Origin of the sequence: Flavobacterium galactosidilyticum, from assembly GCF_020911945.1 — a bacterium.
Taxonomy (GTDB): Bacteria; Bacteroidota; Bacteroidia; order Flavobacteriales; family Flavobacteriaceae; genus Flavobacterium; species Flavobacterium galactosidilyticum.
The window spans coordinates 3316093-3333466 of the sequence record NZ_CP087135.1 but is presented as its reverse complement, the minus strand read 5'-3'; the positions used below and the strand labels follow the sequence as shown (position 1 = coordinate 3333466).

Genomic DNA, 17374 nt, shown 5'->3' with positions numbered 1-17374 from the left:
TTATTGTTATAGAACTTTAATTTTTTTTTATATTATTTAAAGGATGTAATGTAGTAAATTATTCGATTGCTCAATTACTGAATTAATCTATATTTGCACTTTCTAAAAAAATGATAATCTGAAAACGATTATCACCACAAACAAATCAATATAATAATGATTACAGTTAACGATATTTCTGTGCAATTTGGTGGCACAACGCTTTTTAGTGATGTTTCTTTTGCGATAAATGAAAATGATAAAATTGCCCTTATGGGTAAAAATGGAGCAGGAAAATCGACCCTGCTTAAAATAATTGCAGGTCAAAGCAAGCCATCAACTGGAAATATCTCAGCGCCAAAAGATGCTATTGTGGCTTATTTGCCACAGCATTTATTAACTACTGATGGGGCAACAGTAATGGAAGAAACTTCGAAAGCGTTTGGAGAAATTTTTTCCATGAAAGCAGAGATTGATGAAATTAATGAACAATTGACGATTCGTACGGATTATGAAAGTGATGCATACATGAAATTAATCGAAAGAGTTTCTGACTTAAGTGAGAAATTCTATGCTATCGAAGAGGTAAACTACGAAGCGGAAGTAGAGAAAATATTAATTGGTTTGGGGTTTGTTAGAGAAGATTTTAATCGTCAAACATCTGAGTTTTCAGGTGGTTGGAGAATGAGAATAGAATTGGCTAAAATCCTTTTGCAAAAACCAGACTTAATTTTGCTTGATGAGCCTACGAACCACATGGATATTGAAAGTATTCAATGGTTAGAGGATTTCTTGATAAATTCAGCTAAAGCAGTTGTCGTAATTTCGCACGATAGAGCTTTTGTAGATAATATTACAAATCGTACTATTGAGGTAACAATGGGACGTATTTATGATTACAAAGCGAAGTATTCTCATTATTTAGAATTAAGAAAAGACCGTCGTATGCACCAACAAAAAGCGTACGATGAACAACAGCGCATGATTGCGGATAACAGAACTTTTATTGATCGTTTTAAAGGGACGTTCTCTAAAACGGATGCTGTTCAATCGCGTGTTAAAATGTTAGAAAAATTAGTTATCGTTCAAGTGGATGAAGTTGATACTTCATCTTTGAAATTAAAATTTCCACCAGCAGTTCGTTCGGGACAATATCCTGTAATTGTAAAAGATTTATCTAAATCGTATGGCGATCACGTTGTTTTCAAAGATGCTAATATTGTTATCGAAAGAGGTGAGAAAGTAGCATTTGTTGGAAAAAATGGAGAAGGAAAGTCGACGATGATTAAAGCGATTATGAAGCAAATCGAAATCGATGGCGGAAGTCTAGAGATTGGTCATAATGCGCAAATCGGTTATTTTGCTCAAAACCAAGCGTCTTTATTGAATGAAAATGCTACGATATTTGAAACGATTGATGATATTGCGGTAGGTGATGTTCGAACAAAAATCAAAGATATTTTAGGTGCGTTTATGTTTCATGGCGATGACGTGACTAAGAAAGTGAAAGTGCTTTCTGGTGGAGAAAAAACACGTTTGGCGATGATAAAATTATTGTTAGAGCCCGTAAATTTATTGATTCTGGATGAGCCTTCAAATCACTTGGATATGAAAACTAAAGATATTATCAAAGATGCGTTACGTGATTTCGATGGAACTTTAATATTAGTTTCTCACGATAGGGATTTCCTTGATGGTTTAGCAACTAAGGTTTTCGAATTTGGAAACAAAAGAGTATTGGAGCATTTTGAAGATATCACAGGTTTCTTAGCGCATAAGAAAATGGATAGTATGAATGAAATAGAGAAATAATCCTTTAGCTCTAAAAGGTAGAATAAAAAAGTAAAAGGCATAAGTTGATTTCTTATGCCTTTTGCTTTTTTATATAATAGGATATTAAATTTCCTTTAAAACACTTTTTCTTTTGAAATACAAAGCAATATAGGATAGAATCCCGCAAATTGTCCCAATAATAATCATATTCCAAATGGAACTAGTAGTTTGGGATAGCGTTCCGTCTTCAATAATCAAAATGCGAAAAGCTTTTAGGAAATGAGTTAGCGGGATGCAATTAGCAATGCCTTGAACCCAGACCGGCATTTGACTTAAAGGCCAGGTAAATCCACTCAAAATAAAGCTTGGCGTAGCAATTACCATTAAAATTTCGGTTGCTTTTAACTGGTTCGGAATTAGAATACTGACTAAAATTCCGATGAAGCACACAGAAAGTACAAATATTCCTGCGACAAAAGTAAGCGGAAGCAGGTTGTCATAGAAGGGAATCCTGAACCAAAAGGTAAATAACCAAAACAATAGCCAAAGTCCGAAACTCATCATTAAATAGGGAATAATTTTAACACTCATCAATTTTAGTAAAGAAGGGCTTTTTTTTACTAGTTTTTTGAATGTGCCGTTTTCGTATTCTGACGCAAAAGACAACGCTAAACCCAGCAAAAGAACTTGTTGTAAAACGGCTGCTAATACTCCTGGCCAAAGGAAATACATATAGTTAGTGCTGCGGTTGTTCTTTTTTATAAAGGTTGTTTTAAACGGTTCATATTGTGTGGCTAGTAATTTTTCAGGTATTCCTTGTTTGCGTAATGTTTCCATTTGAACCCCTGCTTTTAATGTTCCAAGACAAAGTTGCAAAGCGCCAGAAGCGTAATTAGCCGTTAAAACATTTGAGGTGTTTACTATAGTTACAATTTCCGGATATTTTTTGGTCAACACCATTTTCTCAAAGCCCTTTGGAATAATTACGACGCATGCTGCCTCTTTTTCTATGGCAATTTGGGAAAGATTATTTTGGTCGTATAATAATGAGGTGATATTAAGGACTTCATTATCATCAAACATCTGCAATGCTTTTGCGCTCATTTCGCTGCGGTCTTCATCCACTACAACGATTGGTAAGTCGGTAACTTTCCCTTTTCCATAAACGTAGCCTAACAAAATACCATAAAGTAACGGTGCTCCAATAAAAAGCAATCGGAGTACTTTATTTTGCCAAAAGAGTTTGAATTCTCTTTTAAGAAGTGTCCAGAAATTTTGCATAATTTATAGGGATAAAGTTACGGTGGTTTTTGTAATTAGGTCTTTTGCTTCCTTACTATTCGAAGGGGTTATTTTTATTTCAAACAAGCTTTCCTGCATTTCATAATCGGGATAGGCAGTTGCAATGTTTCCATAGGCGCCCAATTGTTTTACGGTAGTAACAATTCCTTTTATGTCTTTTTTAGTATAGGGGATATGAACTAGTATTTCCTGCCCTTTTTTTATTTTACCTAATTGGTTTTCTGCAACCGTAAAACGAAAATAAACACTATCGGCAATATAGCCATTAAACAAGGTATATCCAGGCAATGCAAGTTCGCCCAAGTTTAGGGTTATGGTTTCGATGCTCATGTCTTGAGGAGCAATGATATAACGCTCTTTGTCTGCGGTTTGTACTTCTTGCAATGCGCCAACAGCTCTGTCTTGTTGACCAAGAGCCATAGTTTGTTGCTCGATTCGGCCACCTTTCTTTGCTTCGTTCAATTCTGCCTGAACAGCATTGTATTGTGCTTGTGCTCCTTGATATTTAGCAAATGTTTCATCATAGGTTTGCTGAGAAACCAAGGAATCTTTGAGCATATTGCTCAATCTTTTGATGGATTTTTGAGCAAATTCATACTGTTCTTTTAGGCCTTGTTTTTTTGCTTCAAGTTGTTTGATTTGATTTTCAGTAGCCCCTTTTACAGCCATATTGTACTGTGCTTTTGCCGAAGTAACCGCGCCTTCAGCCTGCTGTTTTTTGGCGTCAACTTCTGGAAGATCTAGGATAGCAAGTGTATCTCCTTTTTTTACCAAATCGCCTTCTTTTACTAATAGTTGAACGATTTTTCCAGGAATCTTACTAACTATAGAAATTTGTTCTTTTTCTACTTTTCCTTGAATTTGAGCTTCTTTTTTTGATTTTCCACAGCCAATAAGCAAAACTGCAATTGCCACTAAAGTGATTATTTTTTTCATAGATTCTGGCTTTTAATTTGTTATATATTTTGTTAGTTCGCCCGTGGCTATAATGGTTTCAATAGCTGATAGACGCTGTTCTATTAAGATATTTATCTTATTTAAAGATGCTTTATAAGAGTCATTTTCGGCTTCTAGACGTTCAGAGATGTTTATCAAACCTTCTTTATATTGTTTTATGGCTAAATTCAAATTGTTTTGAGCCACTTTCTCTTGTTGTGATGCTATTTCTATTTTTTGATTTAAAACCGAATAGTTTACATAATTGTTTTCCAACAGTAATTGTAATTTTTCTTTGGTGTCATCAATTTGGTTTTGTACTTGTTCAATATTTAATTTGGCTTCATGAACTTTATGTTTTCGTTCAAAACCGGCAAAAACTTCCCATTTTATTCCTGCACCAACCATCCAATTTGGACTTATCGTCATCTCGTTTAACTGTAAATGAAGTGGCGTATTTATGCCTGGAATTACAGGAGTTGCTGAGTTTGCATCAAATACACTGCTATGGGTTACGCCCCCAAAAGCGCCTAAAGTAGGCAGAAAAGTTCCTTTTTCTTTCTTTAGCAAATATTCATAGGCTACTTTAAATGATTCTAAGGCTTTGATTTCTTGTTTGTTTTCGGTGCTTAAATTCTCTTCCAAAATTAAATAAGGAACTAAATTGTATTGAACATTATTTATTTCTGAATCGGAATAGCCGGTTAAATATCTTATTTTTCTATAGACTAATTTGCGTTTTCCCTCTAGTTCAATTCTTTTAGATTTCAATTCTAATGAGGCCAATTTTATTTTATCTCTATCATAAGGGATAGCAAGACCTTCTTCGATTGCTTTAGAAATTCTTTTGGTTTCTGTTTGCAATCTCTTTTCACTGTCATTTAAAAGCTTTTCCACTTCATTTAATAAAGTGATTTGGTCAAAGGTGTTAATAACGTCTTTTATAATAATGTCCTTTTCAGATTCTTTTAGGTATTCTGTTCCTATTGCTTTTTGCTTCAATGCTTTAGCGCCATTAGGAATTTGCATACCGCTAAACAAAACCGTTTTTGCCATTATACTTCCATTAAAAATATTTCCGTAATTATCAAAAGTCGATTTTCCACCAAAGACCGGAATATTAACTATAGGTAGGGTCGTGGCAGGTAGATCAACTGTCAGTTTATTGTCAAAATAGGAGTAAATGGCGCTAGCTTCTAACGTTGGGATATATTTATTCCAAACGCTTTTTTCCTGAAGTTGTAGTTTTTTAATTTCGAGTTCTTTATTTTTTATCGAACTGTTCTTTTCGATTGCTTTATGAACCGCCTCTTGTAAGGAAGTTGAAATTTCTATTTGCGCATAACCAGTAGCAAATGAAAAAAGCGAAAGAAGGGAAAGTAGTACATATTTTTTCATCTTATTTTTTTGTTTCTAAATTATTATAAATTTGAAGAAAAGTCTCTTTTACGATTTCAAGCCTTTCTGGTTCAATGTCTCTTATCGCATTTTTAAGAGTTTCATTAACAACAATCATTACTTCCTTCTCAATCGATTTCCCTTTGGGAGTTAAAAAAATTAATTTTAATCGTTTGTCATTTGCGTCAGGATGCCGTTCTACTAAATTTTCTTTTTCCAAATGATCAATTAAACGCGTTATTCCGGGTTTGTCAGTCGAAGTTTGATCTGCTAAGGTTTGTTGCGTGCAACCTTCATTTTTCCACAAAACACCCAAAATAGTCCATTGCTCTTTTGTTAGCGAAATATTGTTTTTCCTAAAATTACTCAACAAGGCTCTGTTAAAAGCGGAGTGCGTCTTTCCAGACAAAATAGTATATAAATTATCAGTTGAAAAAATTGTCTCCATAAATATAGTTGTTTAAACAACTACAAAGGTATTTAAAATTTACTTGTAAATTGAAAGTATTATGTTTTTTTTTAAAAGAGTGTCTTATAAACTATTTTAGAGGTTGATTTTATCAAATAAACAACAGCAACAATGATTTTTCAGCAGCATAGATGGTGCGACAACTACAGCTAGGAGTAATTAGCGACAAAGGATATTGAATTTGTTTTAAACATTTTATAAAAAAAAGGTGCAGCTCATTTGAACTGCACCTTTTTACTAAAGTCTAATTCCCGGTGGAAGTAATTCTTTATATACTGGGTTTTTCTTGAAGAAAACGACTATTTTAGGAAGGATAGGAACTACTTTAAATTTTCGTTCTATTGCAATTTCCATAATGTTTTTTAGAAAATTAGTGATAAACTCCTCGTTTTCGTAGGATTCAGGAACATTTATTTTGGTTAGAAATATCTTCTTCTCTTGAAAAGAATATTCTACTGAAACTAATCCTTCCTCTACTGTAGTTTCAAATTGTCGTGCAAAAGTGTTGTCTTTAATCTCCATAGTGATTAATCCATCCATGATATTGTAGTCTAATTCATTGGTACCTCTACCAAAAGTATTTTTGATTTGGCAATAATCTCGATTTTAAAAGATTCAAAATTGTTTATTCCCATGGCATCTCTTGCCTTCAAAACTTGGTCGTTTATTCGTATTTCGCCTTCAATTAAAAATAAATAAACACCATTTTTAGGAATCCGAACCGAATAATTGGTCGTAGTGTTGCTGTCAAAAATCCCTAAATGGAAAAAGGTTTTCTGGTAAACCCAAAGTGCATTGCCATTATTCATATCGTTTGGCGAAACAATATTTACAAAGGTATTGATTTGATTTTCAATATCAAATGATTTTTGGTCGTATCTTGGAGTAGCATTTTCTCTATCTGGAAAAACCCAAAGTTGCAATGTTTTTGCTTGTTCCTCTTTACTTGCATTCATTTCAGAATGTTCCACTCCAGATCCCGCACTCATTACTTGTACTTCGCCAAAACGAATGACTCCTTCATTGCCCATGCTATCGCGATGTTGCAAACCTCCTTCTAGCGGAATAGTGATTATTTCCATATTGGCGTGACTGTGTGTGCCAAAACCAGTTCCACCTGCAATAGTATCGTCATTTAAAACGCGTAACATTCCAAATTGTACTCTTTCAGGATTAAAATAATTGCCAAAAGAAAAAGAAAAATTGGCGTTAAGCCAGCCAAAATCAGCCTTGCCTCTAGTATTAGATGCTATAAGTTGTGTTGTCATAAATTATTAATAATATAATAGATATTGTGGGATGAATTTGAATAAAAAAAATTAATTTTATACAAAATTGGAAATAATAAATCAGAATAGTGTTATAAAATCGTTAAAACAATTATGAGTAAAATACCTGTTTATATGATGCCGGGACTGGCGGCAAGCACGGCTATTTTTGAGCGAATTAAGCTTCCAGAGGCCAATTTTGAAATCCATTTGCTAGAATGGGAAATCCCGCTAGAGAAAGAATCGCTACTGAATTATGCTAAAAGAATCGCTGAAAAAATCATACATCCTAATCCCGTTTTGATTGGAGTGTCATTTGGCGGTATTCTAGTTCAGGAAATGGCTCGGTTTATTAAAGTTAGAAAAGTAATCATTATATCGAGTGTAAAAAGTAATTTAGAATTTCCTCGACGTTTCAAATTAGGAAAAAAGACAAAAGCATATAAACTCATTCCGATGAGTTTACTGTTGAATATTGAGAATTTGGCTAAATTTTCGTTTGGTGCAACAATTAATAAAAGGATTAAATTATATGAAAAGTTCCTTTCGGTTCGTGATATTCGATATTTAGAGTGGGCTGTTGAACAAGTTATTTTGTGGGATAGGACAGTGGTTGACGAAAATGTAATTCATATTCATGGAGACGCCGATGATGTTTTTCCTATAAAATATATAACCAATTGTATTGTTGTAAAAGGAGGAACGCATATTATGATCTTGAATAAATACAAATGGCTAAACGAAAATTTACCTTATATTATAGTAGGAGCAGAAAAAGAAGGAAATATTCTTGAAAATAAATATAAGTCATAAAAAAAAGGCCAAATGTGTATCATTTGGCCCTTTTTTAAATTTAGATCTTTTTCATCTGTTCTTTCATCATCGTGATTTGCTCTTTTAGCATATTCTGCTTATCTAATTTTTTAGCTTCATTCAATAATGTAGTCGCTTCTAACTTTCTTCTTCTTGACATGGCAACTCCCGCTAGGTTTAATTTGGCTACAGCTAAATCCATATCCATCGATAATCCTAATTCGATTGCTTTTTTGAAATATTTTTCTGCTTGATTGATATTCGTTTGAGAAAGCATGATTCCGTGTAAGTAATTGAAATATCCTTGTTGTTTTTGAACCAAAGCAGTCTCTGGATTTTTGATGTAAGCTAACCATTTTTTCGCTCCTTCAAAATCTTGTTTTCTTAGTTTTAAGAACGCTAATAAGATGAATTCATTTTTGAAGTAAAGGAAAATAGGAATTGCACTTAATAGTACAAGGAAAATTCCGTTCCCAATATTACTTTCTGTAAATTGCCAAATGCCAGTAGCAATGATAAGTCCGGCGATAATAAGTTTAATATTTCTGTGAAACATAGTGTGATTATTTTAAGATCACAAATATAGTAAAATGAATTGAAAATATTTTTACAAAACTACTTGTGAGGAAAAAAAGTCTTTGTATATTTGCACTCGGATTTCGGGTAACAGGTATCCGAATTAAGAAGAGATATAAATAAGTTTTTAAAGATACAAAGCAATGAGCAAAAGAACGTTTCAACCATCGAAAAGAAAAAGAAGAAATAAGCACGGATTTATGGACAGAATGGCTTCTGCAAATGGAAGAAAAGTTCTAGCGCGTAGAAGAGCTAAAGGAAGACATAAATTGACTGTATCTTGCGAACCAAGACACAAAAAATAATGTTTCTATAAACATAAATAAGGCGTTACTTTTTTTAGTATCGCCTTTTTTTATACCTAATCGGTAAATAAAGCCTAAAGATCAGCGTTTAAAGTAGTATCACAAAACAACTTTAATCTGTTAAAAATAACTACACAACACAATAATTACAATAAAATGCCAAAAGATACATCCATAAAATCCGTCTTAATAATAGGCTCAGGCCCTATTGTTATTGGTCAAGCGTGCGAATTTGATTATGCAGGATCACAATCTGCTCGTTCTATTCGTGAAGAAGGAATTGAAGTTATTCTAATCAATTCCAATCCTGCAACGATTATGACCGACCCAACTATGGCCGATCATGTTTACTTGAAGCCATTAACGACTAAATCAATCATTGAAATTTTAAAAGAACATCCACAAATTGATGCTGTTTTACCTACTATGGGTGGACAAACGGCTCTGAACTTGTGTCTGGAAGCTGATGAAAAAGGAATTTGGGCTGATTTTGGTGTGAAAATGATTGGGGTTGATGTAAACGCCATTAATATCACTGAAGATAGAGAGCAGTTCAAGCAATTGCTTAAAAAGATAAATGTACCGTCAGCACCTGCAGAAATATGTACTTCTTACCTAAGAGGAAAAGAAATTGCACAAGAATTTGGTTTCCCATTAGTAATTCGTCCTTCGTTTACACTTGGTGGAACTGGAGCTGCGATTGTTTATAAAAAAGAAGAGTTTGACGAAAAACTAACTTACGGTTTGGAAATGTCACCTATTCATGAGGTTTTGATTGACAAAGCCTTGATGGGTTGGAAAGAATATGAGTTGGAATTGTTGAGAGATAAAAACGATAATGTAGTAATTATCTGTTCTATCGAAAACATGGATCCAATGGGAATTCATACTGGAGATTCGATCACTGTTGCGCCAGCGATGACTTTGTCAGACACTACTTTCCAAAAAATGCGTGATTATGCAATTTTGATGATGCGTAGCATCGGAAATTTTGCTGGAGGTTGTAATGTGCAGTTTGCCGTTTCACCAGACGATAAAGAAGACATTGTAGCGATTGAAATCAATCCACGTGTATCACGTTCTTCGGCTTTAGCTTCAAAAGCGACGGGTTACCCAATTGCAAAAATTGCTTCTAAGCTAGCTTTAGGATACAATTTAGATGAATTGCAAAATCAAATTACCAAATCGACTTCAGCTTTATTCGAACCGACTTTAGATTATGTGATTGTGAAAATTCCTCGTTGGAACTTTGATAAATTTGAAGGTGCTGATCGAACTTTAGGACTTCAAATGAAATCCGTAGGTGAAGTAATGGGAATTGGACGCTCGTTCCAAGAAGCCTTGCATAAAGCAACTCAATCTTTAGAAATTAAAAGAAATGGTTTAGGTGCTGACGGAAAAGGATATACGAACTATGAACAAATTATCGAGAAACTGACTTATGCGAGTTGGGATCGTGTTTTTGTGATTTATGATGCTATTGCAATGGGAATTCCATTAAGTCGTATTCATGAAATCACTAAAATCGATATGTGGTTCTTGAAACAATATGAAGAACTTTATACTTTAGAGAAAGAAATTTCTAATTATAAAGTAGAAACCTTGCCAAGAGAATTGTTATTAGAAGCCAAACAAAAAGGTTTTGCTGACAGACAAATTGCGCACATGATGGGTTGTTTAGAAAGTCAAGTACACAGTTTGCGTGACGTGATGAGTATTAGTCGTGTGTTTAAACTAGTTGATACTTGTGCGGCAGAATTTAAAGCAAAAACACCGTATTACTATTCAACTTTTGAAGCTGAAATAGAAAAAGCAGACGGAACGCGCTACGTGGATAACGAAAGTGTGGTAACAGATAAAAAGAAAATTATCGTTCTTGGATCAGGTCCAAATAGAATTGGTCAAGGAATTGAGTTTGATTATTCTTGTGTACACGGAGTTCTTGCCGCTAAAGAATGCGGTTATGAAACGATTATGATCAACTGTAATCCAGAAACAGTTTCGACTGATTTTGATACAGCGGATAAATTATACTTTGAACCAGTTTTTTGGGAGCATATTTACGACATCATCCAGCATGAGAAACCAGAAGGTGTAATCGTACAATTAGGAGGTCAAACGGCGTTGAAATTAGCTGAAAAACTATCTAAATACGGAATAAAAATTATTGGAACTAGTTTTGATGCTTTGGATTTAGCTGAAGATAGAGGACGTTTCTCTGAATTGTTAACGGAATTGAATATTCCTTTCCCAAATTTTGGAATTGCTGAAACTGCTGATGAAGCTTCTGCTTTGGCAGATGTTTTAGACTTTCCTTTATTGATTCGTCCTTCGTATGTGTTGGGTGGTCAAGGAATGAAAATTGTAATCAACAAGCAAGAATTAGAGGAGCACGTAATTAATTTATTGAAAACTATTCCAGGAAATAAATTGCTTTTAGACCATTATTTAGATGGTGCGATTGAAGCGGAAGCAGATGCGATTTGCGATGCTGATGGGAATGTCTATATCATTGGAATTATGGAGCACATCGAGCCGTGTGGAGTTCACTCTGGAGACAGTAATGCTACTTTGCCACCGTTCAACTTAGGGGAATTTGTAATGCAACAAATAAAAGATCATACTGAAAAAATTGCAAGAGCTTTAAAAACCGTTGGTTTAATAAACATTCAGTTTGCAATTAAAGATGATATCGTTTATATCATCGAAGCGAATCCTAGAGCATCTCGTACAGTTCCTTTTATTGCGAAAGCTTATGGCGAGCCTTATGTAAATTATGCGACTAAAGTAATGTTAGGTCACAATAAAGTAACTGATTTTACTTTTAACCCACAATTGAAAGGATATGCCATAAAACAACCAGTTTTCTCTTTCAGTAAATTTCAAAATGTAAATAAAGCATTAGGACCAGAAATGAAATCAACAGGAGAAAGTATCTTGTTTATTGATGACTTAAAAGACGATCAATTCTACGAATTGTACTCAAGAAGAAAAATGTATTTGAGTAAATAAACTAATTTAAGTAGTCTTCTGCTATTAGTTTTAAAAAATATTTTCACCACAAATTGCACAAATTTTCACCAATTTAAGAGTGAGAGTTTGTGCAATTTGATTTTATAATGTTTGTTTTCTATCACAGACTTTAAGCACTATTTCCTAAACCATTTGGTAAAGGTCGGTAGGCATAATAATGCAAGACTTCCTCTATAGCTGTTGCCAAAGCTTGGTTTATAGGAAGTAGCGTAGTAGCTAGTCTATTGTCTATTTGTGACAGTTGCATATAATAATCTGTAAAAACAGGAACGTAAAGTCCTTTACTAATCGCTTCTTCGGCGGTGTGGTAGTTTTCTTGTTGGCCTTCTTTAATTATCTTACAAGTGGCTAAACGGAGTTGGCCATATTTATCTCGACTGGCTGCATATCCAAAAAGCCTACAAATTAATCCCCGATAGCGATAGTCACTACAACTTCCCATATTTCGATCAATAAAGGAATGCGGACGATATAAATGGCAGTTGGAATCTAATTTTTGTTGGAGCTGGAGCAACATATTTTCAGCTTCTCCATTTAAAAACAAATGAAATGCCCAAGGCAAAAACTCCAATGGCGAAGCTTCAATATCTGGAGTAGAACAGCACTTACCGCATCCAGCGATGCAATGCAAATGCGTTTCTGAATGGAAGACAGCAATTTCTTTTTCAAGATAGTCGAATAACGCTTCAACCAATCTAACCTTGTGCTCTATAGCCATTATTTTCTTTGTAAGGTAGTTTATTCTAATGCCTTACAGAGAAAATGATGTTTTTTGTGATAATTATATTTTATAGTTAAACAGAAAGTTAATGGAAATAAGGCATCGAATAGACATAATACTGCTGGTAAAAGTAGTGTTGATTTTATTTATCTGAGAATGTATGGGATAATTGTATTAATTTTAGCTTTTATAGTTAAGTAGCTATTTTCGGGTTTTATTTTTTTAGTCCAGCTGTATTTATTTCTTTTTAATTTTCCCCCAAATCATCGTAAATCCTTTTACCACTATAAATGCGATGATTCCTCCGATTAGTCCTGCTAGGAATTCGCCAATTATGGATGGTAAGTTTTGCAGTAAATGATGAAGTGGCTCTATCTTGTGCATGAATATTCCTCCGGCCACTAGAATCAACGCGATGGTTCCTACAAAGGCAAGTGCTTTGATAACCAAAGGCAGTAAATCGATTAACTGTTTTCCGATTACTTTTCCAATTTTGGATTTTTTAGTAAGAAGTAGCATTCCGAAATCATCCATGCGGACAATAGCTGCTACAATTCCGTACACACCGATTGTGGCAACTATTGCTACAAAGGTCACTACCATTATTTGTGTGGATATGGGTTTTTCGACTACAGTTCCTAAGGCAATGATTACGATTTCGACTGATAATATAAAGTCAGTTACGATGGCTGCTTTTATTTTTTGCTTTTCGAGTGCTACTACTTCTTCAGGGGGTAAATCGGCTGTACTATTTGTTTTTTCAGCATGTTCATGTGGAAATATGTACTCGTATATTTTTTCGGCACCTTCGTAGGCTAGGTAAACAGCACCTAAAATGAGCACTACAGTAACTAACCATGGTGCAAAATAGCTCAAGAGGAATGCCAGTGGCAAAATAATTAATTTGTTTAAAAAAGAGCCTTTAGTAATTGCCCACAAAACGGGAATTTCTCTGGAGGAAACAAAACCAGCAGCTTTTTCAGCATTTACGGCTAAATCATCACCTAGTATTCCGGCGGTCTTTTTTGTTGCAATCTTGCTCATTAGTACAACATCGTCCATAAGTGCTGCAATATCATCCAGTAATGCGAAAATTCCTGATGCCATAATTTATTTCTTGTTTAGTTTGTCTTTAAAAAAATCGATTGTTCGTTGCCACGATAGTGTTGCTGCTGCTTCATCGTATCTGGGCGTGGTATTGTTGTGAAATCCGTGATTGACTGCGGGATAAATATGAGCCGTGTTTTCCACTTTATTTTTGTTGAGAATGACTTCAAAAGCGGGCCAGCCCTCATTGACTCTTGTATCTAAACCTGCGTAATGCAATAGGAGAGGCGTTTTGATGTTTTCGGCTTCTGTGGCAGTGGGTTGTCCGCCGTAATAGGGAACGGCTGCGTTTAGTTCTGGAATTCTGACTGCCATCATACCAGCAATCCAACCTCCAAAACAAAAACCAACGACGCCTACTTGTCCGTTGCAGTCTTTATGTGATTTTAAATAGTGATAGGCTGCAATGAAATCCTCGAGCATTTCCTCGCGAGTCCGTTTTTTTTGTAATTCTCGGCCATCATCGTCATTTCCAGGATAACCGCCTAAAGGTGATAGCGCATCTGGAGCCAAAGTGATGAATCCTTCCACAGCGGCTCTACGGCCTACATCTTCAATATATGGATTGAGTCCGCGATTTTCATGGACAACAATAATTCCGGGTAATTTCTTTTTTGTTTTCGCTGGTTGTGATAAAAGTCCTTTGATTGCACCGCCACTTTTAGGGGAATCATAAGTGATGAAAACTGATTTTAGGCGTGGATCATCTGCTTTTATCAAAATGGAATCTAAATAATTAGGAGTCATGAAACTAAGCAATGACGGAAGTGTTAGCGTTCCAACGGCAAATAAGGATAGTTTTTCAATAAATTGTCGGCGTTCTATTTTATTATGGGCGTAATCGTCATATAAGTCAAATACTTCCTGACTAATATCTTCTTTGGTTAGCTTTTTCATGTCCCTTTTTTTGAGACACCTAATGTAAGTAAAAAACTTTTTTTGACGCAACAGTATTATTGTTAATGTTTGAGATAAATTACAAAAAAGCATTTTTTGTTTCGCGGCTGTAGAAAGAATGCAGCAATATGACTGTGTGCATACTACTTGATTTTTTTTTGCCATAGATTATTATGATCAAAGGGATTTTAGTGGAGAAATTTAGCTTACTCTTTCGCTAGTGTATAATATTTAAAATCTGTGAAAATCATTTAATCTCTGGCAAACGTTTCCTTTTATTTGGTTTTGTTTAACCTTTTTAAACAATAAAGGAACTTTTTTAGAAAGTTTAGGGTCTTATATATGGTTTATAATTAATTTTATTTTAAATTTGTTTAATAAAATCAATATATCGATGAACAATATAAAAAATGTATTCAGTATCAAGGATTTGGAGAACCTTTCTGGTATAAAAGCGCATACCATCCGAATCTGGGAAAAGCGATACGATATACTACAACCTATGCGCACTGATACAAACATTCGGTTATATGATTTGGCTAGTTTGCAAAAGCTTTTAAATATAACCTTGTTGCACGATTACGGGTACAAGATCTCTAAAATAGCTACTTATCCGCAAGATAAAATTCCGTCATTAGTGCGTGAAATTATTTCGAACAAAACAGCTAAAAGTCATGCGATAAGTGAGTTGAAAATGGCGATGATGAATTTTGATCAAGAGCTGTTTTTTAATACCTACAATTGGCTAATTGCGGAGAAGTCTTTCAAAGAGATCTTCCATCAAGTATTTATACCTTTAATGAATGAGTTGGGTTTGCTCTGGCAGTCCGATACTATAACTCCAGCACACGAGCACTTTATTAGTTACTTAATTAAACAAAAATTATTAGTTAATACAGAAAAATTACAAGTGCTAAAACCGAGTAAAATCGATAAGGTTTTTGTGCTTTCGTTACCAATGAACGAGATACATGAATTAGGTTTAATGTATCTTAACTATGAAATCTTGTTAGAAGGATATAGAACTATTTTCTTAGGTGAAAGTATGCCAATTGACAATCTAAAAGATTTAAAAAAGAATTTTGACTCGATAGTTTATGTGTCGTATTTAACCGTGCAGCCAGAGCGCGATATTTTAGACTCTTATGTTCAGAAAATGTGTGAGGAATTAATAGACGATACCACTGAGTTATGGTTTATAGGAAGGCAAACTGAATATATTAATCGCGAGGGACTTTCAGACAAAATAACTATTTTCTCTTCGATCAACGAATTAGTGAACCAAATTTAGTATTTCGTTTAATCTTTTTGTATATTTGCTAAACAAATGAAACATAAAATTACAATTATAGGTTCGGGATTTTCAGCAATGGCAGCATCTTGCTATTTGGCTAAAAGCGGACATCAGGTTACTGTTTTCGAGAAAAATGCTAGTATTGGTGGTAGAGCCAGACAGCTGAAAAAAGAGGGTTTTACATTTGACATGGGGCCAAGTTGGTACTGGATGCCGGATGTATTCGATCGTTTTTTTGCTGATTTTGGAAAGAAGACTACCGATTATTATGATTTAATAAAACTATCTCCCGCATACCGCGTATATTATGGAATTGATGATTTTATTACTATTGCTGATAATTTAGAGGAGATTATTACTTCATTTGAAGCAATAGAAAAGGGGAGTGGCGCTTTACTTAAGGATTTTATGGCTGAGGCCAAAAGCAATTATGATATTGCAATAAAAGAATTAGTTTATCGACCAGGTGTTTCTCCTTTAGAATTGATCACGCCGGAAACCGCTATGAAAGTAGGACAGTTTTTTAGCAACATCAGTAGAGATGTTCGGAAGAAATTTAAAAATCAGAGATTAATTCAAATTTTGGAATTCCCAGTTTTATTCCTTGGCGCAAAGCCATCGGATACGCCCTCGTTCTATAGTTTTATGAATTATGCTGATTTCGGACTTGGAACTTGGCACCCAAAAACAGGAATGTTTGATGTGGTTCGAGCTATGGAAACCTTAGCAAGAGAGTTAGGAGTTCAATTTGTAACCAATGCGAATATTGAAAAAATAATTGTCGAAAATAAAACAGCTAAAGCAATCGTTGTTAATGGAGAGACAATTCAATCTGATTTGGTTTTGAGCGGTGCTGATTACCACCATACTGAAACATTATTAGATCAAGAGTATCGTGCTTACTCGGAGAAATATTGGGACAGTCGCGTTTTTGCGCCTTCATCATTATTGTTTTATGTAGGTTTTAATAAAAAAATAGAAAATATTTCGCATCATGCATTGTTCTTTGATGTTGATTTTTACCAGCACGCTAAAGATATTTATGATGAGCCTCAATGGCCAGCAGAACCGTTGTTTTATGCTAACTTTCCATCGATAACCGATAAAACGGCTGCGCCTGAAGGAATGGAATCTGGATTTTTTCTAGTGCCATTGGCGCCAGGAATTAATGATACCCAAGCCTTACGTGAAGAGTATTTTGATAAAATAATGGATCGTTTTGAGTTGCTAACACAGCAAAGTGTCAAAAATAATATTATATTTAAAGAATCGTTTTGCAAAAATGATTTTGTTTCTGAATACAACTCATACAAAGGGAATGCCTACGGAATGGCTAATACGCTATTGCAAACTGCATTTTTGAGGCCTAAATTAAAGAGTAAAAAGATTAAAAATTTATATTTTACAGGGCAATTAACTGTTCCCGGACCAGGAGTTCCACCCGCATTGATTTCTGGAAAATTAGTGTCGGAATTAATTAATAAGCAATTTTCAGAGCAATAA

16 protein-coding genes are annotated in these 17374 nt (G+C 34.4%); 6 read left to right on the top strand and 10 right to left on the bottom strand.

Going from position 1 to position 17374, the window contains the following annotated elements; translation table 11 throughout:
* Positions 1–156: 156 nt before the first annotated feature.
* The gene (locus LNP27_RS14380; protein WP_229942323.1) at positions 157–1791 is read left to right on the top strand and encodes an ABC-F family ATP-binding cassette domain-containing protein; all 1635 of its coding nucleotides are present in this window, start codon (positions 157–159) and stop codon (positions 1789–1791) included.
* 84 nt (positions 1792–1875) lie between these two features.
* On the opposite strand, the gene LNP27_RS14375 is transcribed toward LNP27_RS14380, so the two are convergent.
* The 6 genes from LNP27_RS14375 to LNP27_RS14350 form a co-directional block, all read right to left on the bottom strand.
* Positions 1876–3033 carry an ABC transporter permease gene (locus LNP27_RS14375; protein ID WP_229942322.1) on the bottom strand — a complete coding sequence of 386 codons (1158 nt, stop codon included), beginning with the start codon at positions 3031–3033 and terminating at the stop codon, positions 1876–1878.
* Between the two features lie 3 nt (positions 3034–3036).
* Complete coding sequence (locus tag LNP27_RS14370) at positions 3037–3990, bottom strand: HlyD family secretion protein (protein ID WP_229942321.1); 954 nt, start codon at positions 3988–3990, stop codon at positions 3037–3039.
* Positions 3991–4002: 12 nt separating this feature from the next.
* On the bottom strand, positions 4003–5388 hold the full coding sequence (locus LNP27_RS14365; protein WP_229942320.1) for a TolC family protein: 1386 nt from the start codon (positions 5386–5388) through the stop codon (positions 4003–4005).
* A gap of 1 nt (position 5389) precedes the next feature.
* Positions 5390–5836 carry a MarR family winged helix-turn-helix transcriptional regulator gene (locus tag LNP27_RS14360; RefSeq protein WP_229942319.1) on the bottom strand — a complete coding sequence of 149 codons (447 nt, stop codon included), beginning with the start codon at positions 5834–5836 and terminating at the stop codon, positions 5390–5392.
* Between the two features lie 258 nt (positions 5837–6094).
* A complete protein-coding gene (locus tag LNP27_RS14355) occupies positions 6095–6379 on the bottom strand; it encodes a GNAT family N-acetyltransferase (RefSeq protein WP_229944078.1) in 285 nt (94 codons plus the stop codon).
* A gap of 29 nt (positions 6380–6408) precedes the next feature.
* Entirely contained in the window at positions 6409–7125 is a 717-nt protein-coding gene (locus LNP27_RS14350; RefSeq protein ID WP_229942318.1) for a pirin family protein, read from the bottom strand.
* 114 nt (positions 7126–7239) lie between these two features.
* Here LNP27_RS14350 and LNP27_RS14345 point away from each other — a divergent pair, with 114 nt between their 5' ends.
* Positions 7240–7938 carry an alpha/beta hydrolase family protein gene (locus tag LNP27_RS14345; protein WP_229942317.1) on the top strand — a complete coding sequence of 233 codons (699 nt, stop codon included), beginning with the start codon at positions 7240–7242 and terminating at the stop codon, positions 7936–7938.
* Between the two features lie 40 nt (positions 7939–7978).
* Here the strand turns inward: LNP27_RS14345 and LNP27_RS14340 are convergent, their stop codons facing one another.
* Positions 7979–8494 (bottom strand): DUF2892 domain-containing protein, encoded by a 516-nt coding sequence (locus LNP27_RS14340; RefSeq protein ID WP_229942316.1) that lies wholly within the window; start codon positions 8492–8494, stop codon positions 7979–7981.
* A gap of 163 nt (positions 8495–8657) precedes the next feature.
* Here LNP27_RS14340 and rpmH point away from each other — a divergent pair, with 163 nt between their 5' ends.
* Positions 8658–8819, top strand: coding sequence for a 50S ribosomal protein L34 (rpmH, locus tag LNP27_RS14335; protein ID WP_007136275.1), 162 nt, complete (start codon positions 8658–8660; stop codon positions 8817–8819).
* 156 nt (positions 8820–8975) lie between these two features.
* Positions 8976–11831, top strand: a complete 2856-nt coding sequence (carB, locus tag LNP27_RS14330) for a carbamoyl-phosphate synthase large subunit (RefSeq protein WP_229942315.1) — start codon at positions 8976–8978, stop codon at positions 11829–11831.
* Positions 11832–11961: 130 nt separating this feature from the next.
* Here the strand turns inward: carB and LNP27_RS14325 are convergent, their stop codons facing one another.
* The 3 genes from LNP27_RS14325 to LNP27_RS14315 form a co-directional block, all read right to left on the bottom strand.
* Positions 11962–12570 carry a YkgJ family cysteine cluster protein gene (locus LNP27_RS14325; RefSeq protein ID WP_229942314.1) on the bottom strand — a complete coding sequence of 203 codons (609 nt, stop codon included), beginning with the start codon at positions 12568–12570 and terminating at the stop codon, positions 11962–11964.
* A gap of 240 nt (positions 12571–12810) precedes the next feature.
* Complete coding sequence (locus LNP27_RS14320) at positions 12811–13680, bottom strand: DUF808 domain-containing protein (RefSeq protein ID WP_229942313.1); 870 nt, start codon at positions 13678–13680, stop codon at positions 12811–12813.
* Between the two features lie 3 nt (positions 13681–13683).
* Positions 13684–14577, bottom strand: a complete 894-nt coding sequence (locus tag LNP27_RS14315) for a dienelactone hydrolase family protein (RefSeq protein WP_229942312.1) — start codon at positions 14575–14577, stop codon at positions 13684–13686.
* 394 nt (positions 14578–14971) lie between these two features.
* Between LNP27_RS14315 and LNP27_RS14310 the strand changes: the two genes are divergently transcribed.
* Together LNP27_RS14310 and LNP27_RS14305 are read left to right on the top strand one after the other, a co-directional pair.
* The gene (locus tag LNP27_RS14310) at positions 14972–15868 is read left to right on the top strand and encodes a MerR family transcriptional regulator (RefSeq protein WP_229942311.1); all 897 of its coding nucleotides are present in this window, start codon (positions 14972–14974) and stop codon (positions 15866–15868) included.
* A gap of 36 nt (positions 15869–15904) precedes the next feature.
* A complete protein-coding gene (locus LNP27_RS14305; protein ID WP_229942310.1) occupies positions 15905–17374 on the top strand; it encodes a phytoene desaturase family protein in 1470 nt (489 codons plus the stop codon).

Coding starts and splice junctions, on each gene's coding strand:
- LNP27_RS14320 (WP_229942313.1), bottom strand. CDS start 13,680: ATGGCATCAGGAATTTTCGCATTACTGGATGATATTGCAGCACTTATG.
- LNP27_RS14380 (WP_229942323.1), top strand. CDS start 157: ATGATTACAGTTAACGATATTTCTGTGCAATTTGGTGGCACAACGCTT.
- LNP27_RS14370 (WP_229942321.1), bottom strand. CDS start 3,990: ATGAAAAAAATAATCACTTTAGTGGCAATTGCAGTTTTGCTTATTGGC.
- LNP27_RS14365 (WP_229942320.1), bottom strand. CDS start 5,388: ATGAAAAAATATGTACTACTTTCCCTTCTTTCGCTTTTTTCATTTGCT.
- LNP27_RS14310 (WP_229942311.1), top strand. CDS start 14,972: ATGAACAATATAAAAAATGTATTCAGTATCAAGGATTTGGAGAACCTT.
- LNP27_RS14355 (WP_229944078.1), bottom strand. CDS start 6,379: ATGGAGATTAAAGACAACACTTTTGCACGACAATTTGAAACTACAGTA.
- LNP27_RS14325 (WP_229942314.1), bottom strand. CDS start 12,570: ATGGCTATAGAGCACAAGGTTAGATTGGTTGAAGCGTTATTCGACTAT.
- LNP27_RS14345 (WP_229942317.1), top strand. CDS start 7,240: ATGAGTAAAATACCTGTTTATATGATGCCGGGACTGGCGGCAAGCACG.
- LNP27_RS14340 (WP_229942316.1), bottom strand. CDS start 8,494: ATGTTTCACAGAAATATTAAACTTATTATCGCCGGACTTATCATTGCT.
- carB (WP_229942315.1), top strand. CDS start 8,976: ATGCCAAAAGATACATCCATAAAATCCGTCTTAATAATAGGCTCAGGC.
- LNP27_RS14360 (WP_229942319.1), bottom strand. CDS start 5,836: ATGGAGACAATTTTTTCAACTGATAATTTATATACTATTTTGTCTGGA.
- LNP27_RS14350 (WP_229942318.1), bottom strand. CDS start 7,125: ATGACAACACAACTTATAGCATCTAATACTAGAGGCAAGGCTGATTTT.
- rpmH (WP_007136275.1), top strand. CDS start 8,658: ATGAGCAAAAGAACGTTTCAACCATCGAAAAGAAAAAGAAGAAATAAG.
- LNP27_RS14305 (WP_229942310.1), top strand. CDS start 15,905: ATGAAACATAAAATTACAATTATAGGTTCGGGATTTTCAGCAATGGCA.
- LNP27_RS14375 (WP_229942322.1), bottom strand. CDS start 3,033: ATGCAAAATTTCTGGACACTTCTTAAAAGAGAATTCAAACTCTTTTGG.
- LNP27_RS14315 (WP_229942312.1), bottom strand. CDS start 14,577: ATGAAAAAGCTAACCAAAGAAGATATTAGTCAGGAAGTATTTGACTTA.